Genomic DNA, 22,446 nt, shown 5'->3' with positions numbered 1-22,446 from the left:
GTCGACGGATGGATCGGCGCTGGTGCGTCGCTCAGGCGGCGCGCTTGTAGAAGGGGAGGGCGACGACGGCGGCGGGGATGCGGGTGCCGCGCACGTCGACGAAGAGGGCGCTGCCGGGCTCGGCGAGCTCGGGGGCGACGAAGCCCATCGCGACGGGGTGGCCGAGCGTCGGCGAGAGCGCGCCGCTCGTGATCTCGCCGACCCGACGGGCGTCAGGGCCGTCGCCGTCGTAGATCTCGTATCCCGCGCGCGGTGCGCGGCGGCCCTCGGCGGTCAGGCCGACGAGCACCGGGGCGCCCTCGGCGGGCCCGCGCTCGATCGCGGCGCGGCCGATGAAGTCGTCCTCCTTGGCGAGCGCGACGACGCGGCCGAGGCCGGCTTGGACGGGCAGGATGCCGCGGCCGAGCTCGTGCCCGTAGAGCGGCATGCCCGCCTCGAGGCGGAGCGTGTCGCGGCTCGCGAGCCCGCAGGGCACGACGCGCGGGCCGCCGGTCTCGGCGAGCGCCTCCCAGAGCTTCGGGGCGCGCTCCGGCGCGAGGTACAGCTCGAAGCCGTCCTCTCCCGTGTACCCGGTGCGGGCGACGAGCACCGGCTCGCCCTCGAACGTCGCCGGGAAGGAGCGGTAGTACTTCAGCTCGGTGATCGCCCGGTCGAAGTCCTCCTGGTCGTTGCCGGGGCCCTCGATGCCGAAGCCGGGCGTCTCGAGCAGCACGGCGAGCGCGTCCGGCCCCTGCAGGGCGACGAGGGCGATGTCGTCGCTCTCGTCGGACACGAAGGTCTCGAACCCGTCGGCGCGGGCGAGGAGCTCGGCGGCGACGACCTCGCGGTTGGACGCGTTCGCGACGACGAGGAAGCGGTCGTCGCCGGTGCGGTACACGACGAGGTCGTCGATGATGCCGCCGTCCTCGGCGAGGAGCAGCGAGTACTTCGCCTGCCCGACGGCGATCGCGGACAGCTTGCCCGCGAGGGCGTGGTCGAGGGCCGCGGCCGAGCCGGGGCCGATGAGCGAGATCTCGGCCATGTGCGAGAGGTCGAAGAGGCCCGCGTGCTCGCGCACCGCGCGGTGCTCGGCGAGGTCGCTCGAGTAGCGCACCGGCATCTGCCAGCCGGCGAAGTCGGTGAACGAGGCGCCCGCGGCGCGGTGCACGGCGTCGAGCGGGCTGCGGCGCTCTTCGGGGGTGGTTCCGGTTTCGGACACGAGTTCTCCTCGATCGTCGAGACGCGCGGCGGATGCCGCGTGAGAACTCCCCCTCTGTCATGAGCCTGAGAGTTTCGCGCGGGATGTGCGCTTTCACCGTGGGCGGCCCGAACGGGCACTTTTCAGAGCGGCCTCGTCATCGCGGTGTCATGTACCTGAGAGATTGGCGGGGAGGCTTGCTCCTTCGGTGCCCCCGGCGTGCTGCCGGTGGCTCTCCCGCGACGCGTCGATGGCCCGGTATGCGGTTGTGCCCCCGATCCTACCGCACCGGCACCCCGCGGCGCGGGGCGTCCCCCGCCCTCCGGCGCGGCGGATCGGCCGGGTGCGACGGGCACGGTCCGCTCGGCGAGCCCGGGCCGCGATTCGCCTTCGAGTCATCCTGACTGTAAGCTGCGGTCATCGACCTTCGAGTCGCTGTGACTCGAAGTGGGCGATCGCTGGGGAGGCCCCGCGGTCGAGCGAAGGGAGACCGGATGCCCGCGACACCGCAGACCACCGTGCGCCTCGCCGTCTCCACCGTGATCTTCGCCCTCCGCGCCGACCGCGCCGGCGGCCGCCCAGCCCTCTGGACGCCGCTCGTGCGACGCACCCGCGAGCCGCAGCTCGGCCACTGGGCCCTGCCTGGCGGCTGGCTCCCGCCGAACGAGGAGCTCGAGACCGCCGCCGCCCGCACCCTCCGCGCCACCACCGGGCTCGCCCCGAGCTACCTCGAGCAGCTCTACACCTTCGGCGGCGTCGACCGCTCCCCCGGCGAACGCGTCGTCTCCGTCGTCTACTGGGCGCTGCTCCCGAACGACGAGGCGGCGCGCGCGACGATCGGTCCGAACGTGCGCTGGGTGCCCGCCGACACGCTCCCCGAGCTCGCCTTCGACCACGCCGAGATCATCGCCTACGCGCTCTGGCGCCTCCGCACCAAGGTCGAGTACTCCGAGATCGCGCACTCCCTGCTCGGCCGCACCTTCACGCTCGCCGAGCTCCGCGAGGTCTACGAGGCCGTGCTCCGCCGCCCCCTCGACCCGGCGAACTTCCGTCGCACCATGCTGGCCACCGGCGGACTGCAGGAGACCGGCGAGCACCGCGCCGGCACCCCGCACCGCCCGCCGAAGCTCTACCGCTACGCCCCCGCCGGCACCGTGCCGGGCGCCCGGGAACCGTTCCGAGACGCCGAGAGGACCGCCTCATGAGCCCCACCTCCCTCGACACCCGCCGCGCGGCATCCGTCGACCGCAGCATCCGCCTCATCGCGAGCGGCACGAGTGGCGGCGAGAGCTGCGCCCCCGAGCTCGCCGACGGCCCCTGGACCTTCGACGCCGGCCCCGCCTCCTACGGCCCCGGCGCCTCGATGGGCGACGTCATCCCCACCGGCTCGCCCCGCCAGGGCGCCCTACCCGAGGCGTACCGCCTCGCGAGCGACGACGAGCTGCACGAGCGCATCCGCCGCGCGAAGCAGACCCTCGGCGAGCGCGTCGTCGTCCTCGGCCACTTCTACCAGCGCGACGAGGTGGTGCAGCACGCGGACTTCGTCGGCGACTCCTTCCAGCTCGCGAACGCGGCGCTCACCCGGCCGGATGCCGAGGCCATCGTCTTCTGCGGCGTGCACTTCATGGCCGAGACGGCCGATCTCCTCTCCCGCCCGGAGCAGGCCGTGATCCTGCCGAACCTCGCGGCCGGCTGTTCGATGGCCGACATGGCCGACGAGGCGAGCGTCGAGGCCTGCTGGGAGCAGCTCGCCACCGTCTACGGCGACCTCGACACCCCCGACCGCGACGGACTGCTGCCCGTCGTGCCGGTGACCTACATGAACTCGTCGGCGGCGCTCAAGGGCTTCGTCGGGCGGCACGGCGGCATCGTCTGCACCTCCTCGAACGCCCGCACGGTGCTCGAGCAGGCGTTCGAGCGCGGCCGCCGGGTGCTCTTCTTCCCCGACCAGCACCTCGGCCGCAACACCGCGAAGGCGATGGGCGTGCCGCTCGAGGCGATGCCGATGTGGAACCCGCGTCAGCCGCTCGGCGGCAACGACGCCGCGTCGCTCGACGCGGCGCGGGTCATCCTCTGGCACGGCTTCTGCTCGGTGCACCGCCGCTTCACCGTCGAGCAGATCGCGCAGGCGCGCCGCGAGCACCCGGGCGTGCAGGTCATCGTGCACCCCGAGTGCCCGATGCCCGTCGTCGACGCGGCCGACGCGGCGGGCTCGACCGACTTCATCGTGAAGGCCATCCAGGCCGCACCGGCCGGCAGCACCTTCGCAATCGGCACCGAGATCAACCTCGTGCAGCGCCTCGCGGCGGAGCACCCCGAGCACACGATCTTCTGCCTCGACCCGGTGGTCTGCCCCTGCTCGACGATGTACCGCATCCACCCCGGCTACCTGGCGTGGGTGCTCGAGGAGCTCGTCGAGGGGCGCGTCGTGAACCGCATCCAGGTGCCCGATTCGGTCGCCGACGACGCGCGGGTCGCGCTGGAGCGGATGCTCCGCGCCCTGCCGAGCGGGGCGCCCGTGAGCGGGCCGCCGATCGGCGCCCCCGGCACGACGCCGGCGGCCTCGTCCGCCGCTCCCGCCGCGAGCCGGGGCTGATCGTGCCGGGGCCGAGCGTGCCCGCGGCGAGCCCGCCGAGCGTGCTCGTCGTCGGCGGCGGCATCGCGGGGCTCTGGACCGCGGTGCGCGCAGCCGAGGCGGGCTGCGCCGTCGAACTCGTCACGAAGACCGAGCTCGCCGAGGGCAGCACCCGCTACGCGCAGGGCGGCATCGCGGCGGCGCTCTTCCCCGACGACTCCGCCGCCCGGCACTTCGCCGACACGATCGCGGCGGGCGCGGGCCTCGCGGATCCCGCCGCCGTGGAGGTGCTCTGCGAGGAGGGGCCGGCGCGGGTGCGCGACCTCATCCGCTTCGGCGTCGGCTTCGACCGCGACGACTCGGGACTCGAGCGCGGCCTCGAGGCGGCGCACTCGCGGGCGCGCATCGTGCACGCGGGCGGCGACGCCACCGGTGCGGCGATCGAGGCGGCGCTCGTCGCCACGATCCGGCGGCGCGCGGTCGCCGTGCACGAGCGCACGATGCTGCTCGATCTCCTCGTCGAGGGCGGGGTCGTCGCAGGCGCCCGCCTCCTCGATGCCGACGGCCGCATCGTCGAGCGCCGCGCCGACCGGGTGGTGCTCGCGACGGGCGGCGCGGGGCAGCTCTTCCGGCACACGACGAACCCGGCCGTCGCGACGGGCGACGGGGTGGCCGCGGCCGCTCGTGCCGGGGCTCCGGTCGCCGACCTCGAGTTCGTGCAGTTCCATCCGACGGCGCTCGCCGCCCCCGGCACGCCGCTCATCTCCGAGGCCGTGCGCGGCGAGGGCGCGGTGCTCGTGGATGCCTCGGGCCGGCGCTTCCTGCCGGGGCTGCACCCGCTCGCGGAGCTCGCGCCGCGCGATGTCGTCGCCCGCGCCGTGTGGCGCACGATGGCGGAGCAGGACGGCGCGCCCGTGCTGCTCGACGCGACCGCGCTCGGCGGGGAGTTCCTCGCCCGCCGCTTCCCCGGGCTCGACCTCGTGGTGCGCGAGGCCGGATTCGACTGGTCGCGCGAGCCGATCCCGGTCACCCCGGCCGCCCACTACGCGATGGGCGGGATCGTGGTCGACCTCGACGCCCGCACCGGCCTGCCGAACCTCTTCGCCGTGGGCGAGTGCGCCCGCACGGGCGTGCACGGCGCGAACCGGCTCGCCTCGAACTCGCTGCTCGAGGCGGCCGTCTTCGCCGAGCGGGCCGCCCGCGCGCTCCTCGCGGCCCCGTCCGCCCCATCCGCGCCGTCCAGCTCGTCCGCCCCATCCATTTCCGAGTTGCCCGACTTCCATGAGAATCGGGCAAGTGGAGCGGGGGACGCGGTGGTGGATCGGGAGGCGCTCCGCGCGCTCATGTGGGAGGCCGTGGGGCTCGAGCGCTCCGCCGCGGGGCTCGCGGCCGCGGCATCCGTGCTCGCCGGCTGGTGCGCCCCCGAGGTGCGCGATCGCCGGAGCGCCGAGGACCGCAACCTGCTCGAACTCGCCCGCACGACCGTCGCCGCCGCCCTGGCGCGGCCGACGAGCGTCGGCGCGCACTTCCGCACCGACGACCCGGATGCCGCAGCCACCGCGCCCGGCGCCGCCCCGTCCCCCGCACCCACCACGTCCGCCCCGTTCGAGGAGGCCGCATGACCACCGACCGTGAACTCGACCGCCTCGTCGCGGCGGCGCTCGACGAGGACGCCCCCTGGGGGGACCTGACCTCGGAGACGCTGATCCCGGCGGAGGCCACCGCCGCGGCCGCCCTCGTCGCCCGGGAGCCCGGCGTGCTGAGCGGCTCCGACGCGTTCCGCACCGCGTTCCGGCTCGTCGAGCCCGCGATCGCCGTCGAGTTCCGCGTCCGCGACGGCGAGCGCTTCGCGGCGGGGCAGGTGCTCGCCACCGTCGACGGCCCTGCGCGCGGGGTGCTCACCGCCGAGCGGGTCGGTCTGAACCTCGTGCAGCGGATGAGCGGCATCGCGACGCTCACCGCCGAGTACGTCGCCGCCGTCGCGGGCAGCCACGCCCGCATCGTCGACACCAGGAAGACGACCCCGGGACTCCGCAGCCTCGAGCGGCGGGCCGTGCGCGACGGCGGCGGGCGCAACCACCGGCGCTCGCTCTCCGACGCGGTGATGGCGAAGGACAACCACCTCGCCGTGCTGACCGCCGGCGGGCTCGACCTCGCCACCGCGCTCCGGCAGGCGCGCGATCGGCTCGGCCACACCGTCCACCTCGAGGTGGAGGTCGATCGGCTCGATCAGATCGACGCGGTGCTCGCGGGCGGCGCCGACACGATCATGCTCGACAACTTCTCCCTCGCCGACCTCGCCGCGGGCGTCGAGCGCATCGCCGGACGGGCGATCGTCGAGGCGTCGGGCGGCGTGAACCTCGACACCGTCGCGGCGATCGCCGCAACGGGCGTCGACGTGATCTCGGTCGGCGCGCTCACGCACTCGGTCCGCTCCCTCGACCTCGGGCTCGACCTCGACGTGCACCCGGCGGGGGCCGCCGCCCCGTGATCTTCCTCGACCACGCCGCGACCGGTCCCGTGCGCCGCGAGGCGCTCGAGGCCATGTGGCCGTACCTCACGGGCGCGTTCGGCAACCCGTCGAGCAGCCACGGACTCGGCGAGCAGGCCGCGGCGGCGCTCGAGTGGTCGCGCGAACGGGTCGCCGCGGTGACGGGCGCGCGCGCCGGCGAGGTCGTCTTCACGAGCGGCGGCACGGAGGCGGACAACCTCGCGCTGAAGGGCCCGGCGCTCGCGGCGCCGCGCGGCCGGCACCTCGTGGTGTCGGCGATCGAGCACGAGGCCGTGCTCGAGTCCGCCCGGTTCCTGGAGCGCGTGCACGGCTTCGCCCTCGACGTGGTGCCGGTGGATGCCTCGGGCCTCGTGCAGCCCGGGGAGCTCGCCGCGCTCCTCCGACCCGACACGACGCTCGTCTCGATCCAGCTCGCGAACAACGAGGTCGGCACGGTGCAGCCGATCGCCGAGCTCGCCGCCCTCGCCCGCGCGAGCGGCGCCGTCGTGCACAGCGACGCCGTGCAGGCCGCCGGCCGATTGCCGCTCGACCTCGACGCCCTGGGGGTCGACGCGCTGAGCCTCGCCGGGCACAAGGTCGGCGCCCCCAAGGGCACCGGCGCCCTCGTCGTGCGCGGTCGCGTGCCGCTCGAGCCGGTGCTCCACGGCGGCGGGCAGGAACGCGGCCGGCGCTCGGGCACCGAGAACGTCGCGGGCGCGGTCGCCTTCGCGACGGCGCTCGATCTCGCCGAGCGCGAGCGCGAGGAGGTCGCGGCACGCGCGGAGGAGCTCGGGCGCGCGCTCGTCGCCCGCGTGCTCGCCGAGGTCCCCGACGCACGACTGACGGGGCATCCGACGCGGCGGCTCGCCTCGACCGCCTCCTTCCTCTTCCCCGGTGCGAGCGGCGAGGCCGTGCTGCTCGAGTTGGAGCGCGACGGCGTCATCTCCTCGAGCGGCTCGGCGTGCGCGGTCGGTCGCACGGAGCCCTCCCACGTCCTCACCGCGATGGGCGTCCCGGCCGAGCTCGCCGGGACGGCGGTGCGGTTCACGCTGGGCCCGGCCACGACCGGCGAGGAGATCGACGCGACGGTCGCGGCGGCCGCGAGGGCGGTCGGCGCGGTGCGCGGGATCGACGCCGGCGAACGCTGAGCCCATGCGGATGTCGGTGGCCCGCGCTATCTTGGAACCATGAGCGATGCAACTCCCACCCCCTCCGATGCCGAGCGCGAGCGCCGCATCGAAGACGAGCTCGCTCCCGAAGAGCAGCTGCTGAAGGGCTGGCTCCCCGAGCCGACCCCGACCGACGGGCCCGCGCCCGCTCCGTAATCCGCCGCGATTCCCCGCGTTTCGTATTCGTTCCTATCGATCTCCGGATCTGGGAATAGCGCCTGATCCAGGGCGGGTTGCACTCTGCACCGACGCACCAACTCTCAGGCGCTCTTCCGCGCCGCCCTCCTGATGGGAACCTCCTTGACCGAACGCGCCGTTTCCGACCTCGACTCCGTTCATCCCGCGCCGTCCGCCGGCCGCGCGGACTCCGCATCGACCGCCGCCGCCGACGCGGCCCTCGCCGACTCCCCCGCCGCCGCCGCGGAGGACGCGGCGATCCGGGCCGGCCAGCCCGCCCACGGCGCCCGCGACACCAAGGTCATCTGGCTGCTGCTCGGCGCCACCTTCGTCGTCTTCCTCAACGAGACGATCATGGGCGTCGCCATCCCGCACCTCGTCGACGATCTGCACATCTCGCTCTCCGCCGCCCAGTGGCTGACGACCGCGTTCATGCTCACCATGGCCGTCGTGATCCCGATCACCGGCTTCCTGCTGCAGCGCTTCCCGACCAGGCCGATGTTCATCACGGCCATGTCGCTGTTCTCGGCCGGCACGCTCATCGCGGCGACCGCCCCGGGCTTCGAGGTGCTCCTCGGCGGCCGCATCGTGCAGGCCACCGGCACGGCGATCATGATGCCGCTGCTCATGACGACCCTCATGACGGTCGTGGCGCCGAGCGACCGCGGGCGCTTCATGGGCCGTGTCTCCATCGTGATGTCCGTCGCCCCGGCGATCGGACCGACCATCTCCGGGCTCGTGCTGAACTACCTCTCCTGGCGGTTCATGTTCTGGTTCGTGCTGCCGATCGCGCTCGTCATGCTCGTCGTCGGCATGCGCAAGGTCGAGAACGTCAGCGAGACCCGCGTGCTCCCGATCGACCTCTTCTCGGTCGTGCTGTCCGCCTTCGGCTTCGGCGGCATCGTGTACGGCCTGAGCATCCTGGGCGGCGTCGTCACCGGCAAGACGCCCGGCGACACCGTGCCGCTCTGGATCGCACTCGGGGTCGGCGCCGTCGCGCTCGCGGCGTTCATCTGGCGCCAGCTGGCGCTGCAGCGCCGCGACCGGGCCCTGCTCGATCTGCGCACGTTCCGTTCGCGCAACTTCGCCGTCTCGATCGCCCTCATGGTCGTGATGATGGCGGCGCTGTTCGGCACGATCATCCTGCTGCCGATCTATCTGCAGAACGTGCTGCACCTCGAGCCGCTCGCGACGGGGCTGCTGCTCCTGCCCGGCGGGCTCGTGATGGGCCTCCTCGGGCCGACCGTGGGCCGGCTCTACGACCGGGTCGGCCCGACGCCGCTCCTCGTTCCGGGCAGCATCGTCGTGAGCGGCGTGCTCTGGTCGCTCACCATGGTGGGCGAGCAGACGCCATGGTGGATGATGCTCGTCGCGCACGTGGTGCTCTCCGCCGCGCTGGCGTTCATGTTCACCCCGCTGTTCACCTCGGCGCTCGGCTCGATCGAGCCGCGCTTCTACTCGCACGGCTCCGCGATCGTCGGCACCGTGCAGCAGGTGGCCGGCGCGGCGGGCACCGCGCTCTTCATCACCGTGATGACCGCGCAGTCCGCGTCCGTGTCCGCGACGGGGGCGGCGCTCGAGACTGCGGAGGCCTCCGGCATCCGGGCCGCGTTCCTCGTCGGCGCGATCATCTCGGTCGCCGCGATCGTGGGCACCTTCTTCGTCCGCAAGCCGGCCGACATGGGCGAGGGCGCACCCATGGGGCACTGAGCCCGCGCACGGCTGCGACGGCCTCGGCACCGATGGGTGCCGAGGCCGTCGCCGTCTCCGGCCGCCGCCTCCGTCGCCGGCCGCCGTCGCCGTCTCCGGCCGCCGGCTCGCTGCCTCTGCGGCGGCGGCCCGAGCGCTCAGCCGCAGTCGGGGCGGCAGGCGCGCTGCGAGAGGGCGTCGACGAGCACGATGCCGAGGTCCTCCGGCCGGGTGGCCGTGTACGCGGCGCCGCCGGTCACCGCCGCGATGCGCTGCATGGCCTCGAGGTCGGTGTCGGGGCCGAAGCCGACCATGATGACCGGCACGGGGCGCTCCGGGTCCTGGCGGGCGGCGAGCTCGGAGAGGAGCCGGTCGAGCTCGATGCCGTTGTCGTCCTCGTTCCGCCCGTCGGTGATGAGCAGCACCGAGTTCATCTTCTCCGGGTCGTATCCCTCGCGCACCCGGTCGACGGCGGCGAGCGTGGTGTCGTACAGCCCGGTGGCGCCGCCGAGCCGCTCGGGCAGGGAGTCGACGACGCCCATCACCTTCGCCGTATGCCCGGTGTCGGCGAGCGGGGCGATCGGCGCGAGCTCCTCCCAGTCGCGGTTACCGTCGCGCGCGGTGGAGAAGACCCAGACGCCGAGTTCGACCTCGCCGGAGAACTGCGCGAGCGCACCACCGGCTGCGCGCTGGAACAGATCGATGCGGCGGAGCCCCTCGCCGGCCGGATCGGCCATCGAGCCCGAGACGTCGATGACGGCCAGCATGCGCGAGCGGAGCGTCATCACGCCCCACTCGCGGAGGAGATCCACTTGCCCGGCGCCGAGCGACTCGGCCTCGAGCGCGGTCGCGAGCACCGTGTCCGGGAACGGGAGCTGCGGGCTCACCCCGGAGGTCGTGATCGTGCCGGAGCCGTCCGGGCGGCGGAGTCCGGCGTGCAGCAGCGGCCCGGCCTCGGCTCTGAGCGCCGCCTCGAACGCGGCGATGCCCTCGGCGGTGTCGGCGTGCGCGGCCTGGATCGCGTCCGCGGAGCCGGATCCGGCGGCCGGCACCCGCACGAAGGGGTAGTCGAGCACCACGGTGCCGTCCGCGGGGTAGCTCGCGACGAGGAGCTGCGCCGGCCGTTCCCGGTTGTGCCGGGCGACCTCCGACTCGCTCATCACCACGACGTCGCCGGCTCCTGCGGAGGAGATCGCGGCATCGGCCGACGCCGGGATGACGCGGCCCAGCGTGAGCATCGCGGCGGCGAACTGCCGCGGCTCCTCGGGTGCGGACACCGCGCGCACGGCCGAGAGCGCGGCGAGGCTCGCGGCGCTCGCCTCCGGGTCGGGGAGGAGGGCCGTGAGGGTGCGGTCGCGGATGGCGCTCCAGCTCGGCGGGGCGGAGAAGGCCTCCGCCGTCGCGCTGGGGGCGGCGAGCACCACCGGCGACACCGCGACCGAGCCCTGGGAGTCGAGCACGGGCGCCTGCCGGCCGAGCGCCTGCGCGAGAGCGCTCAGTCGGGCGACCCAGACGCTGGAGTCCGGGATCCACGCGTCTCCGGTGAACTCGCCGGCGGCGAGCGCAGCGGCGGTGTCGGCCGAGTCCTGGGTGATCACCTCGGGGGCGAGGCAGGCGTCGGGGTCGCGGTCGAGGCGCTTCGCGGTCTCCTGCACGGCGCCGGCGATGGACGGATCCGCCACGATCACGATCGCCCGCGGCTCCGGGCAGGTCTTCGCGGCGGCGGGTTCCGCGCCCGGCGCGAGGATCCCGCCCGCCCACAGCGCGCCGCCCGTGACGACGAGGGCGAGCGCGGCGCCGCCCGCGATGAGGGCGCGGCGGCGGCGTCCGCCGCCCGTGCCGCGGCGTTCCGCGAGTCTCGCGTCACGGCGCGATCGGATTCCCGGCTCGGGTACCGGGTCGCTATGTCGTCCCACGTGCACTCCAGGCGAGCGCCGGCCGCATCGCCGGCGCCCCTCGAACGGGCTCCCCCGTTCGAGGGGGAAGAGAACGAGAACAGCATAGGGGATCGTGCGAGGATGGCACGACGGAGATCGTCATGGAACCGTTCCGCGATCGGGCTCACGCCGGGCGGCTGCTCGGCGAGGCACTGCTGCACCGGCTGGACGCCTGGCCGGCACCCGTCGTGGTCGTCGGCATCCCGCGCGGAGGCATCCCCGTCGCCGTGGAGGTCGCGACCTTTCTCGGCGCGCCGCTCGAGGCGGTCGTCGTGCGCAAGCTCGGCGTTCCCGGACAGCCGGAGCTCGCGATGGGCGCGGTCGGCCAGGCGGGCACGGGAGCCGGCGCCACCGCGGTCGTCGTGTGGAACGACGCGGTCCGCTCGGACGCGGGCGTCGACGAGGCCGAGCTCGCCGAGATCGTGGCCCGCGAGTCCGCGGAGGTCGAACGGCGCGCGGCACGATGGGGCGGCGACGCCGGCACCCCGATCGTCCAGGGCGCGACGGTCGTCCTCGTCGACGACGGCGTCGCGACCGGGGCGACGGCGACGGCCGCCGCGCGGGTCCTCCGGGCGCTCGGCGCCGCCGGGCTCGTGCTCGCCGTGCCGGTCGCCGCGCCGCAGGCGCTCGCCGAGCTCGAGGGCCTCGACGAGATCGTCGCCGTGGCAGCCCCGGCCGTGTTCCACGCCGTCGGCAGCTGGTACGTCGAGTTCACCCAGACCGCCGACGCCGAGGTCGACGAGCTGCTCCGCCGGGCGCGCGGCCGGTGAGCGCGTCCTCGCCGCAGGCGCCGCAGCTCAGTCCGTGCTGGCGAGGACGGCGGTCGCGTCGAGCTCCTCGTCGCGGAGGACGACGACCGCGAGCCCGGCGGCGGCGAACACGGCGGCGGATGCCTCCGCCTGACGCTCGGCGCACTCGATGACGAGCGCGCCGCCGGGCCGCAGCCGACGCGGGGCCTCCGCTGCGATGCGCCGGTGCAGCTCGAGGCCGTCGCGGCCGCCGTCGAGGGCCAGCCGATGCTCGTGCTCGCGCGCCTCCGGCGGCATGTGCTGGATCTCCCCCGTCGGCACGTACGGCGCGTTCACCGCGATGACGTCGAAGCCGTCGGCGAAGCGCTCGGGCACGGCCGCGAACAGGTCGCCGCGGCGCACCGTGGCGCCGATGGGCTCGAGGTTCCGTCGGGCGGCGGCGACCGCGGCCTCGTCGAGATCGACGGCGACGAGCTCCACGTCGGGGACGTCGCGGAGCACGACCGCGCCGATCGCCCCGACGCCGCAGCACAGGTCGAGCACGCGGGCCGGACGGGGATCCACGGCGCGTGCGAGGCGCACGGCCCGCCGTGCGACGAGCTGGGTGCGGGCCCGCGGCACGAACGCCCCGGGCTCCAGCAGCAGCCGGATCCCGTCGAACTCCGCCCAGCCGAGGAGCTGTTCGAGCGGCTCCCCCGCCTCGCGACGGGCGACGAGCCGCTCCAGCCGCTCGGTGCGGGCCGCCCCGGCACCGCCGCCGTCGGCTCCGCCACCGCGGACCGCCTCGATGAGGAGTGCCGCCTCGTCCTCCGCGAACACGCAGCCGGCGAGGCGCAGGCGCGCGGCGAGCTCCGCAGTGCTCGGGAGGGATCCGGATGCCGTCACGCGACCATCCTGCCCCACCGACCGCGGTGCCGATCGGGCTGGCGTCGCGGGCACCGGCCTGCCAGGCTTCCGGACATGGGCGGATTCGATCTCGACGGCGGTCCCTCCTCCCGCGTCGCGATCCTGGTCGAGGGCGACAGCGATGCCGTCGTCGTCGAGCGACTCGCCTCGGCGCGCGGCCTCCGCCTCGAGGGCGGGCCCGACGGCGCCGCGCTCATCTCCCTGCGGGGCGTCACGAACATCCGTCGGGTCGTCACCGAGCTCCGCTCGGCGCACCCGACGACCCGCCTCGTCGGCCTCGCCGACGCGCCGGAGGAGCGGGTCGTCGCCGCCGCGCTCGCCCCGGACGGGGCACTGCCGGACCGTGCGGAACTCGAACGGCGCGGCTTCTTCGTGTGCGTCCGCGATCTCGAGGACGAACTCATCCGCGCGCTCGGCACCGACGTCGTCGAGGACGCCGTACGCGAGCTCGGCGAGACCGGCCGCTTCGCGACCTTCCAGCGCCAGCCGGAGTGGCGCGATCGGCCGCGGGCCGCGCAGTTGCACCGCTTCGCGGGCAGCGGCGCCGGTCGCAAGCGGGCGCTCGCCGAACGCCTCGCCGAACGGCTCGATGCCCGCACGACGCCCGCGCCGCTGCGCGCCCTCCTCGACCGGGTGGAACGGGAGCTCGGCTGACTCAGCCGGCCGCCCGCCACTCCTCGGCGAGCATCGCGTAGCTGTACCCGTCGACCCAGCCGAGTTCGGCATGCCACGAATCGCGGAGGCCGTGCTGCTCGCGGCGCATCCCGAGCTTCTCCATGACGCGCCAGGAACCGACGTTCTCGGCGTAGCAGCCGGCGGTGACCCGGTGCACGCCGAGCTCGTCGAAGGCGAGCGCGAGCATCGCCCGTCCGAGCTCGGTGGCGTACCCGCGGCCCGCGTACCCCGGCGCGACGAGGTAGCCGATGCCGGCCTCGGCGGAACGCCACGGCCCGTCCGGGACGTGGCTCTGCCCCATCCCGTCGCTCAGCCAGAGCGAGGCCGTGCCGACGACCTCGTCGCCGAGCATCGCGATGCCGGAATGGTCCGCCGGGTCGGCGACGCCGTCGAGCCAGGAGGTGCGGAACGCCTCCGGCTCCACGGTGGTCTTCAGCAGCCAGCGGGTGACCTCGGGATCGTTGCGCCATTCGAGCACGCGGTCGAGGAGCTCGGGGGTCGGCTGGCGGAGTTCGAGCGGGCCCGCGGAGCGGGGCCAGGACACAGTCGCGGTCGTCATCCGTCCCAGTCTCGCAGTGCCGGGCGGATGCCGCAGCCGCGTCGCGGTTGCCATCGCCGCGCGCCTACTTCACGAGGCGGGAGAGCACCCGGTCGGCGAGCGGTTTGCCGCCCGTCTGGCAGCCGGGGCAGTACTGGAAGGTCGAGTCGGCGAAGATCACCTGGCGGATCGTGTCGCCGCAGACTGGGCAGCGCTCACCGGTGCGGCCGTGCACGCGGAGGGCGCGCCGCTTCGCGTCCTTCAGCTCGGCGGGCGGCTTGCCGGACGCCTCGGCGACCGCCTCGGCGAGGGTGTCGCGCATCGAGGTGTAGAGCCGTTTGACCTGCTCGGGCGAGAGCTTCGCGGCGAGCGCGTAGGGCGACATGCGGGCGGCGTGCAGGATCTCGTCGGAGTAGGCGTTGCCGATGCCGGCGAACACCGACTGGTCGCGGAGCAGCCCCTTGATCTGCGTGCGCCGGCCGTCGAGCACCGCGGCGAAGTCGGCGAGCGTGAACTCGGCGGCCGTCGGGTCGGGACCGAGTCTCGCGATGCCCGGCACCTCGGCCGGGTCGCGCACGACGTACACGGCGAGCGACTTCTTCGTGCCCGCCTCGGTGAGGTCGAAGCCCGAGCCGTCGTCGAGCTTCACCCGGAGCGCGAGCGGCGACTTGCCCGGTTTCACCGGGGTCGCCGGCAGCGCGTCGTACCAGCGCAGCCAGCCGGCCCGCGCGAGATGGAACACGAGGTGCAGCTCCCCCGTGTCGAGGTCGACGAACTTGCCGTGCCGCCGCGCCTGCAGGATCGTGCGCCCGTCGAGCGCCGACAGCGGCGGATCGAAGGTTTTCAGGGCGGAGATCGCCGCGACGCGCAGGGAGACGAAGGCGTGCCCGGTCGTGCGTTCGTCGAGGAACGCCGTCAGCGCCTGCACCTCGGGAAGCTCCGGCATGCCTCGATGCTGCCATCAGCCGCCGACATCCGGAAGCCGTGGACGCCGGCCGATCCGGGGGATCCGAATGTCAGTGGGTGCTGAGACACTCTCATCATGAACGACATCGAGCTCCGGCAGACCCGCGAACTGCGGGTGGGCGACACGCTCGTGAACACGAGGGGTCGCCACTACGAGATCACCCGCATCCGGCGCATCGGCCGCGGCATCCGCGTCGAGTACGCCACCGCCGACGGCGCCGCCGGCCGCTTCACCGCCGCACCCGAGGCGGTCAGCCGAGTGCTCGTCGCGCCGTTCTCCCACGCCGCCTGAGCGGGCCGCCCTTCCCGGCCGCCTGACTCGGCTGCGCGGTCAGCGTCGCCAGACGTACGGCGTCGTCGTCGACACCTTCACGAGGCCCGACCGCTCGAGGATGGGCCGCGAGAACTCCGTCGAGTCGCTGTTGATGAGCGTCTTGCCTTGCACGAGCGCCGAGCGGGCCCGGGCCGAGGTCAGCGCCCGGTAGATTCCGCGGCCGCGCCACTCGGCGCGCGTCGCGCCACCCCAGATGCCCGCGAAGCGCGTGCCGGGCACGGGCTCGATCCGGCCCGCGCTGACGATCCGCCCGTCGACCTCGGCGATCCACTCCTCGGTGCCGTCGCCGCTCGCGAGCTTGCGGAGCAGCTCGTCGGCCCGGACCTCGGAGACCGGCGCACCGAAGACCTCGTCCTGCACGGCGCTCGCCGCGCGCACCTCCCGCTCCTCGACGACGGGCCGCACCACGACGCCGGGCGGCAGCTCGACGTCGGCGACGAGACGGGCGGCCTCGCCCACCATGATCGACTCGGGTTCCTCGGGCACGAACCCTGCGGCGAGGAGCGCCTCGTGCAGGCCCGGCGCGCGGTCGTGCCCGCGCGTCTTCCATTCGGCCTCGACGATGCGTTCGTCGGCGGCGAAGCGACGGGCGATCTCGGCGACGAGGTCGCGGATCCGTTCCGCGGAGGCGTCGCCGAGGTCCCGATAGCTCACGAATCCGCGGCCCCCGGCGAACCGCGCGACGAGGAGCGGCCCGAGCCGCTCGACCTCCTCCGCGCCGCGCACCTCCGCGTCCGTGCGGAGTTCGTCGTCGTAGGCGAGGAGCAGTGCTGCGCGATCTTCCACCCCGCCATGCTGGGCCGGGGCGGCAGCGGATGCAAGTCCGCTCAGCCGCCCGCGGGCGCCGGCAGCAGCTCCCCGCCGGTCTGGCAGTTCGGGCAGTACTGGCCGACGGTGCTCGCGAAGGCGAAGTCGCGGATCGTGCCGTCGCATCCGGGGCACGGCTCGCCCGTGCGTCCGTGCACCCGCATCGTGGCGACCTTCGCCGCCTTGAGCTCGGCGATCGGGATGCCGCGACGCGCCGCGATGGCCTCGGTGATCTCACCGACGGTCGCCGCGAAGAGCGCGTCGAGCTCGGCCGGGTCGAGGCTCGCGGCGTGGGCGACGGGCGACCGCCTCGCCCGGAAGAGGATCTCGTCGGAATAGGCGTTGCCGATGCCCGCGATCGATTCCTGCTCCTGCAGCACCGCCTTCGTCTGCTTGCGGCGCCCGGCGAACGCCCGGTCGAAGTCGGCTCGGGAGTAGCTCGGCGCGGCCGGGTCGGGCCCGAGCTTCGCGATCGCGGAGACCTCCGCGGGGTCGTCGACGACCGAGACCCCGAGCGACACCCAGCCGCCGGCGTCGGTGAACTCGAGCGCAGGCCCGTCGTCGAAGCCGATCGTGAGGAGGACCGGAGGCGCGTCGGCCGCGGCATCCGCCCCGGCCCACCGCGCCCAACCGTGCCGACCGAGCGAGACGACGAGATGCCGGCCGTCGTCGAAGCCGACGTCGACGTGCTTCCCGTGCCGGGCGACGCCCGCGACCCGAGCGCCGACGAGCTCGGCGGGCGGTCTCCGCCGGGTCTTCACCACCCGGAACTCGAGCACGTCGACCTCCCGGACGACGCGACCGACGGTGCGCTCGCCGAGCTCCTCGACGAGCGCCTGCACCTCTGGCGACTCCGGCATGGGGCCACCCTCTCACGTCCCGCCGACGGCGTCACGCGAGCGGGCGGCCCCGCCGGTGCTACTCGGTCGCGAAGTCGAGCGCGTCCTCGGCGACCGCGATGACCGACCACGTGCCGCCGTCCGCGTCGGTGAACTCGTACGCGGGCACGATGAGCACGCTGCCGTCGGCCTGCCACTGGCTGGCGAGCCCGAGCCGGGCCTCGACGATGTGCACCTCCGTGACCGGCCACGACACCGCGGCCCCTTCGCCCGGCGTCGCGGGCGGGGCGGTCGGCGGGACCCAGGTCTCCGCGCCCGTCGTGTCGTCGGCGCGGAGGGCGATCACGTCGCCCGTGCGCTGCGCGCCGAACCGCGGGTCGGAGAGGCGCCCGAACGCCTCGTCGGCGCTCACGACCGGGTACTCGCCGAGTCCGACGATCGGGGCGAGCGCGCCGGAGATCGACACGGTGCCCTCCTCGGCGAGCTCGATCGACCAGGCCTGGTCGATGCGCTGCCCGTCGACGATCGGCCAGGCCTGCGCCGTGCGGGTGATCGCGCCGTCCCAGATCTCGGAGTCGTAGGCGAAGGCGTCCGCGTCGCGGCCGGTGGCCGTGAGCACCGAGCGGAGCGCGGCGATCGCGGTCTCCTCGCTCGGCGGGGTGCCCGTGGGCGTGCAGTCGGAGCCGTCCTCCTTCATGCAGCTCCACGGCGAGACCGCCGGGTTCGAGTACCAGAAGCTCAGTGCCCCGTCGAGGTTCACCCAGAGGGACGGCGCGGTGCCGTCCTGCGAGCCGACCGACCAGCTCCCGTCCTTCAGGACCGGCTCGCCCTGGACGCCGAGGGCCGCGGCGAGCGCGCCGATCGTCTCGGCGTTCGCCGCCGAGCCCGGATCGAAGGCGTAGCCGGCGGCGCTGCCCGCGTCGGTCGAGAGCCCCGAGGAGGTGAAGTGGTTGCGCCCCCAGCCCCAGGGCATCGAGTCGTACGCGCCCGAGCCGGCCATGGCCTTGTCCTGCGCCACCCCCGGCTGACCGGCGCCGACCTGGCCCTGTGCGCCCTCCTGCGCCCCGCCTGATCCGTTCGAGAGCGAGATCGGCGGGGCGCCGGCGAGCGTGCTGCCGCTCCCCTGCCCGCCGAGCGCGGCGACGGCGTACCCGGCGCCACCGCCGAGGACGAGCATCGACGCGGCGACCGCCGCGATCGGCAGCCAGCGCGGCCGCCGCTTCGCGCGCTCGGCGCCGAGCTCGGTCACCGGCGCTGCAGCTCCAGCATCCGCGCCGGACCCGGCGGTGGAGCCGGCCCCGGTCGCCGCGGCGATCGTGTCCTCGGCGAAGCCCGCGCGCGGCTCGATGCCGGCGGCCGGGTCCGCGGCGCGCAGCCGCGCCATCGGGTCCTGTGCGTCGTTCTTCTCGTCGTCGTTCATTTCCTCGCCTCTCCTCGCGGGGCCGGAGCCGCCGTCATCAGGAATATGTCGTGGGTGCGCCGGAGCTTGCAGCGGGAGGATGGCCCGTCGAGCCGGCGCGGGGCGCGCATCGGCCCGGGCTCAGAAGGAGAGCCGCTCGCCCCAGGCCTCGCGCAGCCGCTTCCGGGCGCGCGAGAGCGCGGCATCCGCCCCGGATCGGCTGATGCCGAGGGTCGCGGCGAGGGCGTCGCCGTCGAGGCCCTCCCAGGCGTGCAGGAGCAGGATGCGCCGGTCCCGCTCGCCGACGCTCTCGAGCGCGCCGCGGAGTTCGGCGTCGAAGAGCAGGCTCAGCTCCGGGTCCTCGGAGACGGCGCTCGTGCCGCGCTCGGGCACGGTCTCGACCGGCAGGTCGACGAGCTTCCGCCGGTGGTTCGCGAGCGTGAAGCCAGCGGTGCGGTAGAGCCACGGCAGCACGGCGTCGCGCGGGACGTCCGCCCGTCGGCGCCACGCGGTGGTGAACACCTCGGCGGCGAGATCCTCGGCGTCCTGCCTCGGCCCGCGACGCGCGAAGTAGCGCACGATCGCGCCGTCGTGCTCGCGGACGACGGCCTCGAACCAGGTCCCCTCGTCGAGCGGCTCGGGCGGGTCCGCCGGGCTCGCACTCGGCTCGGGGCGACCCGCCGGATCGCGACCCGCCAGGTCCTCGGGCATCGGCTCCCCCTCGTCCGGGGCGATCTCGTCGGTGCTCGCGCGCTTCACGCCCTGTTTGTGTCGCGTCCGGCCAGAGTCTTGCACGACTTCGCGAGAAAGGTGGCGCGGGCGCGTCGCGGCACCCCGTAGGGTCGAGAGCGATGGACTTCGCGACGACGATCGACGCCCTCCGCCGGGCCGGCTGGGTGTACGGCCCGCCGCTCGACGATCAACGCCCGGTCCCGCGCCGTCTGCTCGGGTTCCCCGCCGCATTCGGCGCCTGGTCGGTGTCGTTCAGCCGGCTCTCGAACGCCGACGACGACGTGTGGTTCCTCTCGGTCGAGGACTACCTCGGCACTTCCGAGTCCGCCTTCGCCTGGAACGAGTTCGAACGGCTGAGCCTCGAGGCCGCCGCCGGTCCCGAGCAGGCCGCGGCCGTCACCGCGTTCTGGGCGGGCCACCTCCCGTTCCTCCACTCGGTGCGCGACGACTACGAGTACCTCGCGATCGCCTCGGACGGTCGGGTCGTGCACGGCCGTGAGCCCGAGTTCGAGGAGACGACCACGGTCGCCGACGACCTCCCCGCCCTGCTCGCCGAGCTCGCGGGGGTGGACGGGCCCCGGCATCCGCTCGCCGCCGCGCTGTTCGCGGCGCGCTGAGCCGCGCCGGGCTCGACGCACGGGGGCCCGGCCGCTTCGACGCATACGCGGGCGAGCATGCCCGGCACCGTACGGTTGAGAGATGTTCCGACGACTCGTCTCCCGCGTCTTCTGGGCCTGCAGCCGCTGGACGCTGACCGGGTCGCCCGCCCCCAGCCGACCGACGGTGCTGATCGGTGCCCCGCACACCTCGAACTGGGATTTCGTGCTCATGCTCGCGATCGCCTGGCGACTCGGCATCGACGTGCGCTGGCTCGGCAAGAAGAGCCTCTTCGCCGGCTGGCGCGGACCGCTCATGCGCCGGCTCGGCGGCATCCCCGTCGATCGCGCGGACCCGGGTCGGGTCGTCGCAGAGGTGGTCGCCGAGGTGCGTGCGGGGAAGGTGTTCGGCCTCGTGGTCACGCCCGACGGCACGCGGGGCCCGCACGAGTACTGGAAGTCCGGCTTCGCCCGCATCGCCCGGGAGACCGGGATGCCGGTGACGCTCGGCTTCGTCGACCGGACGACGATGACGACGGGCCTCGGTCCGACGTTCGAGCTCGGCGACGATCTCTCCGCCGACATGGACCGGATCCGCGCGTTCTACGCCGATAAGGCCGGTCTCCGCCCCGAGCTCCGGGTCGAGCCGCGGCTGCGCGAGGAGCACGCGCTCCGCTGAGCCCCGGAGGCGCCGGTCTCAGTCGAGCTCGGCGCGGCGCAGCGCCGCTGTCGTCACACCGGGCATCAGCAGCACCGCGGCCAGCGCGAGCCCGACCGCCGCGATCACGAACGTCGGCTGCAGCCCGAATGCGCTCGCGAGCACCCCGCCGGCGAGCCCGCCGAACGGCACCGCTCCGAGCACGATGAGCCGGTAGGCGGCGGTCACCCGGCCGAGCAGCGCGTCGGGCACGGCCGCCTGGCGGAGCGTCGAGACGACGATCTGGTTGCAGGCGGTCGCGACGGCGGCGAGGAACATGCCGACGAGCACCAGCGCGAGATTCGTGCTCAGCCCGAGCACCGCGAAGCTCGCCGCGGGCACGAGCGCCGCCGCCCACATCACCGGCCCGCCGCCGATCCACGGGATGACGCGCTCCGCCACGAGCGAGCCGAGGATGGCGCCGGCCGCGGGCACGGCGATGAACAGGCCGTACCAGGCCTCGGGCACCCCGAGGGGGCCGGTCGCCAGCAGCACGAGGACGGCGCCCGTGGCCGTGCCGAAGAAGTTGAAGGATGCCGAGATGAGCGCGACCCGGCGCAGCAGCCGGTGCCGCCAGAAGTGGCCCCAGCCCGCGGCGATGTCGGCGAGCACGGAGCTCCGCGGCGGGGCTTCCCCGGCGCCCGTCGGATCCGGCTCGTGCACGGTCGGCCGGAGCTGCGGCAGGAGCAGGGCAGCGGCAGCAGCGACCGCGAAGAGCCCGGCGCTCGTGAAGAAGGCGAGGGTCGCCGCGACGGCCATGAGCACGGACCCGATCGGCGGACCGACGAAGGTGTTCACCACCGACTGCGTGGCGAAGAGGCGCCCGTTGGCCCGTTCGAGCTGCGCCCGCGGCACGAGCCGCGGCGGCACGGTGAGCGCGGCGTTGTCGACGATCGTCTCGGCCGTGCCGGCGACGAACACGGCGGCGTAGAGGAGCCAGACGCTCTGCCAGCCGGCCGCGAGCGAGGCGGCGAGGAGGGCGAAGCCGAGCGCCCGGAGCAGGTTGCCGGCGACGAGGAGCTTCCGGCGGTCCATCCGGTCGGTGAGCGCCCCGGCCGGCAGCGTGAACACGAGCCAGGGCAGGAACTGCACCACGGTCATGCCGGCGACGATCACGGGGTCGCGCGTGATCGAGGCCACGAGGAGCGGGGCGGCCGCGGCGAGGATGCCGTCGGCGGTGTTGGAGGTCGCCTGGGAGGCCCAGAGCGCGGCGAAGCCGGAGCGCTTCGGCATCCACTAACTCTCTATCAGTATCATGATCATTAGCAGGAACGTAGCAGACGACGAGAGGAGCGCGCGATGCGGATGCCGGAGCTCGCCGTCTCGCGGCTCGGCGGCGACCCCGCCGTCGACTTCTTCAACACGGTCGACTGGCGACTCGATCCCGAACGGCGCAGCGAGCGCCTGACGAGCTACCGCCACGCGCTGGCCTGGCTCCGACAGCTCGAACTGCTCGCGTCCGCCGACGCCGATCGGCTCGCGAGCCTCGCCGCGGCGGAGCCGGAGCGCGCCGCGGCGGAGCACTCCCGCATCCTGACCCTCCGCGACGACAGCTACGCCGCGCTCGTCGGCGACACGTCGTCTCCTGCCGCCCTCGGGCGCGAACTCCCCGAGACGCAGGCCGCGAGCCGCCTCGAGCGCGGCGACGACGGCGCCTGGTCGTGGCATCCGCGCACGCTCGATCTCGCCACCCCCAGGCATCTGCTCACCCTCGAGCTCGCGCGCCTCTTCGCCTCCCCGGCCGTCTCGGGCTTCCACCGTTGCGAGGACCGGCACTGCGGCTGGGTCTTCCTCGACACCTCCCGCCAGCACAACCGGCGTTGGTGCAGCTCAGCCGATTGCGGCAATCGCAACCGTGTGCGCGCACACGCGGAGCGCGCGCGGCTCGCGGCCACGACGCCGGCGTAGCCGCCGGGCTCGACGGGCGCGGCGAGTTCGGGATACGACCCGGATCGACAGCTGGCTCGAGTACTGCTTCCGCGCCCCGATCGTG

General features: G+C 74.5%; 23 protein-coding genes and 1 riboswitch. Of the genes, 13 read left to right on the top strand and 10 right to left on the bottom strand.

Annotation, left to right across the window (positions count from 1 at the left end; genetic code table 11):
- Nucleotides 1–31 precede the first annotated feature (31 nt).
- A complete protein-coding gene (gene gcvT / locus ROT00_RS00190; RefSeq protein ID WP_404771418.1) occupies nucleotides 32–1,198 on the bottom strand; it encodes a glycine cleavage system aminomethyltransferase GcvT in 1,167 nt (388 codons plus the stop codon).
- A 132-nt stretch (nucleotides 1,199–1,330) separates the two neighbouring features.
- Nucleotides 1,331–1,427, bottom strand: a riboswitch (glycine riboswitch).
- Between the two features lie 244 nt (nucleotides 1,428–1,671).
- Here gcvT and ROT00_RS00185 point away from each other — a divergent pair.
- From ROT00_RS00185 to ROT00_RS00155, 7 genes are all read left to right on the top strand, one after another.
- Nucleotides 1,672–2,382, top strand: coding sequence for an NUDIX hydrolase (locus tag ROT00_RS00185; RefSeq protein WP_404771416.1), 711 nt, complete (start codon nucleotides 1,672–1,674; stop codon nucleotides 2,380–2,382).
- Nucleotides 2,379–3,773: a quinolinate synthase NadA gene (gene nadA, locus ROT00_RS00180; protein ID WP_404771414.1), complete on the top strand. Its 1,395-nt coding sequence runs from the start codon at nucleotides 2,379–2,381 to the stop codon at nucleotides 3,771–3,773. Before ROT00_RS00185 ends, nadA begins: the two co-directional genes overlap by 4 nt.
- Nucleotides 3,774–3,775: 2 nt before the next feature.
- Complete coding sequence (gene nadB, locus ROT00_RS00175; protein ID WP_404771413.1) at nucleotides 3,776–5,374, top strand: L-aspartate oxidase; 1,599 nt, start codon at nucleotides 3,776–3,778, stop codon at nucleotides 5,372–5,374.
- The gene (gene nadC, locus ROT00_RS00170; protein WP_404771412.1) at nucleotides 5,371–6,243 is read left to right on the top strand and encodes a carboxylating nicotinate-nucleotide diphosphorylase; all 873 of its coding nucleotides are present in this window, start codon (nucleotides 5,371–5,373) and stop codon (nucleotides 6,241–6,243) included. The genes nadB and nadC overlap by 4 nt, the downstream gene beginning before the upstream one ends.
- Nucleotides 6,240–7,391, top strand: coding sequence for a cysteine desulfurase family protein (locus ROT00_RS00165; protein WP_404771410.1), 1,152 nt, complete (start codon nucleotides 6,240–6,242; stop codon nucleotides 7,389–7,391). Before nadC ends, ROT00_RS00165 begins: the two co-directional genes overlap by 4 nt.
- A gap of 39 nt (nucleotides 7,392–7,430) precedes the next feature.
- Nucleotides 7,431–7,568, top strand: a complete 138-nt coding sequence (locus ROT00_RS00160; RefSeq protein ID WP_404771408.1) for a hypothetical protein — start codon at nucleotides 7,431–7,433, stop codon at nucleotides 7,566–7,568.
- Nucleotides 7,569–7,712: 144 nt separating this feature from the next.
- Nucleotides 7,713–9,299 carry an MDR family MFS transporter gene (locus ROT00_RS00155; protein WP_404771406.1) on the top strand — a complete coding sequence of 529 codons (1,587 nt, stop codon included), beginning with the start codon at nucleotides 7,713–7,715 and terminating at the stop codon, nucleotides 9,297–9,299.
- A gap of 137 nt (nucleotides 9,300–9,436) precedes the next feature.
- On the opposite strand, the gene ROT00_RS00150 is transcribed toward ROT00_RS00155, so the two are convergent.
- Complete coding sequence (locus tag ROT00_RS00150) at nucleotides 9,437–11,194, bottom strand: VWA domain-containing protein (protein ID WP_404771405.1); 1,758 nt, start codon at nucleotides 11,192–11,194, stop codon at nucleotides 9,437–9,439.
- 122 nt (nucleotides 11,195–11,316) lie between these two features.
- On the opposite strand from ROT00_RS00150, the gene ROT00_RS00145 reads away from it, so the two are divergent.
- Nucleotides 11,317–11,985 (top strand): phosphoribosyltransferase, encoded by a 669-nt coding sequence (locus ROT00_RS00145; RefSeq protein ID WP_404771404.1) that lies wholly within the window; start codon nucleotides 11,317–11,319, stop codon nucleotides 11,983–11,985.
- Between the two features lie 27 nt (nucleotides 11,986–12,012).
- On the opposite strand, the gene ROT00_RS00140 is transcribed toward ROT00_RS00145, so the two are convergent.
- Nucleotides 12,013–12,849, bottom strand: a complete 837-nt coding sequence (locus ROT00_RS00140; protein WP_404771403.1) for a putative protein N(5)-glutamine methyltransferase — start codon at nucleotides 12,847–12,849, stop codon at nucleotides 12,013–12,015.
- A 75-nt stretch (nucleotides 12,850–12,924) separates the two neighbouring features.
- Between ROT00_RS00140 and ROT00_RS00135 the strand changes: the two genes are divergently transcribed.
- Nucleotides 12,925–13,524: a toprim domain-containing protein gene (locus tag ROT00_RS00135; RefSeq protein WP_404771401.1), complete on the top strand. Its 600-nt coding sequence runs from the start codon at nucleotides 12,925–12,927 to the stop codon at nucleotides 13,522–13,524.
- 1 nt (nucleotide 13,525) lies between these two features.
- Here the strand turns inward: ROT00_RS00135 and ROT00_RS00130 are convergent, their stop codons facing one another.
- Both ROT00_RS00130 and ROT00_RS00125 read right to left on the bottom strand, forming a co-directional pair.
- Nucleotides 13,526–14,104, bottom strand: coding sequence for a GNAT family N-acetyltransferase (locus tag ROT00_RS00130; RefSeq protein WP_404771399.1), 579 nt, complete (start codon nucleotides 14,102–14,104; stop codon nucleotides 13,526–13,528).
- Between the two features lie 64 nt (nucleotides 14,105–14,168).
- Nucleotides 14,169–15,029: an Fpg/Nei family DNA glycosylase gene (locus ROT00_RS00125; protein ID WP_404771398.1), complete on the bottom strand. Its 861-nt coding sequence runs from the start codon at nucleotides 15,027–15,029 to the stop codon at nucleotides 14,169–14,171.
- 96 nt (nucleotides 15,030–15,125) lie between these two features.
- Between ROT00_RS00125 and ROT00_RS00120 the strand changes: the two genes are divergently transcribed.
- Nucleotides 15,126–15,341, top strand: a complete 216-nt coding sequence (locus tag ROT00_RS00120; RefSeq protein WP_404771397.1) for a hypothetical protein — start codon at nucleotides 15,126–15,128, stop codon at nucleotides 15,339–15,341.
- Between the two features lie 39 nt (nucleotides 15,342–15,380).
- Here the strand turns inward: ROT00_RS00120 and ROT00_RS00115 are convergent, their stop codons facing one another.
- The 4 genes from ROT00_RS00115 to ROT00_RS00100 form a co-directional block, all read right to left on the bottom strand.
- The gene (locus tag ROT00_RS00115) at nucleotides 15,381–16,169 is read right to left on the bottom strand and encodes a GNAT family N-acetyltransferase (protein WP_404771395.1); all 789 of its coding nucleotides are present in this window, start codon (nucleotides 16,167–16,169) and stop codon (nucleotides 15,381–15,383) included.
- Nucleotides 16,170–16,210: 41 nt separating this feature from the next.
- A complete protein-coding gene (locus ROT00_RS00110; RefSeq protein WP_404771394.1) occupies nucleotides 16,211–17,050 on the bottom strand; it encodes a DNA-formamidopyrimidine glycosylase family protein in 840 nt (279 codons plus the stop codon).
- Between the two features lie 58 nt (nucleotides 17,051–17,108).
- Nucleotides 17,109–18,449 (bottom strand): hypothetical protein, encoded by a 1,341-nt coding sequence (locus ROT00_RS00105; protein WP_404771392.1) that lies wholly within the window; start codon nucleotides 18,447–18,449, stop codon nucleotides 17,109–17,111.
- 120 nt (nucleotides 18,450–18,569) lie between these two features.
- Complete coding sequence (locus tag ROT00_RS00100) at nucleotides 18,570–19,187, bottom strand: RNA polymerase sigma factor (RefSeq protein ID WP_404771390.1); 618 nt, start codon at nucleotides 19,185–19,187, stop codon at nucleotides 18,570–18,572.
- Nucleotides 19,188–19,279: 92 nt separating this feature from the next.
- Here ROT00_RS00100 and ROT00_RS00095 point away from each other — a divergent pair, with 92 nt between their 5' ends.
- Both ROT00_RS00095 and ROT00_RS00090 read left to right on the top strand, forming a co-directional pair.
- Nucleotides 19,280–19,777 carry a hypothetical protein gene (locus ROT00_RS00095; RefSeq protein WP_404771389.1) on the top strand — a complete coding sequence of 166 codons (498 nt, stop codon included), beginning with the start codon at nucleotides 19,280–19,282 and terminating at the stop codon, nucleotides 19,775–19,777.
- A gap of 82 nt (nucleotides 19,778–19,859) precedes the next feature.
- Nucleotides 19,860–20,435 carry a 1-acyl-sn-glycerol-3-phosphate acyltransferase gene (locus ROT00_RS00090; RefSeq protein WP_404771387.1) on the top strand — a complete coding sequence of 192 codons (576 nt, stop codon included), beginning with the start codon at nucleotides 19,860–19,862 and terminating at the stop codon, nucleotides 20,433–20,435.
- Between the two features lie 18 nt (nucleotides 20,436–20,453).
- Here ROT00_RS00090 and ROT00_RS00085 read toward each other — a convergent pair whose 3' ends face one another.
- A complete protein-coding gene (locus tag ROT00_RS00085) occupies nucleotides 20,454–21,686 on the bottom strand; it encodes an MFS transporter (RefSeq protein WP_404771385.1) in 1,233 nt (410 codons plus the stop codon).
- A 66-nt stretch (nucleotides 21,687–21,752) separates the two neighbouring features.
- Between ROT00_RS00085 and ROT00_RS00080 the strand changes: the two genes are divergently transcribed.
- Nucleotides 21,753–22,361 (top strand): CGNR zinc finger domain-containing protein, encoded by a 609-nt coding sequence (locus tag ROT00_RS00080; protein ID WP_404771384.1) that lies wholly within the window; start codon nucleotides 21,753–21,755, stop codon nucleotides 22,359–22,361.
- The last annotated feature ends 85 nt before the right edge of the window (nucleotides 22,362–22,446 follow it).

The organism is Agromyces mediolanus, from assembly GCF_044917495.1.
Classification (GTDB): Bacteria; Actinomycetota; Actinomycetes; order Actinomycetales; family Microbacteriaceae; genus Agromyces; species Agromyces mediolanus_B.
Note: the sequence above shows the minus strand (reverse complement) of the source record. Positions and strands in the feature narration are given on the sequence as shown.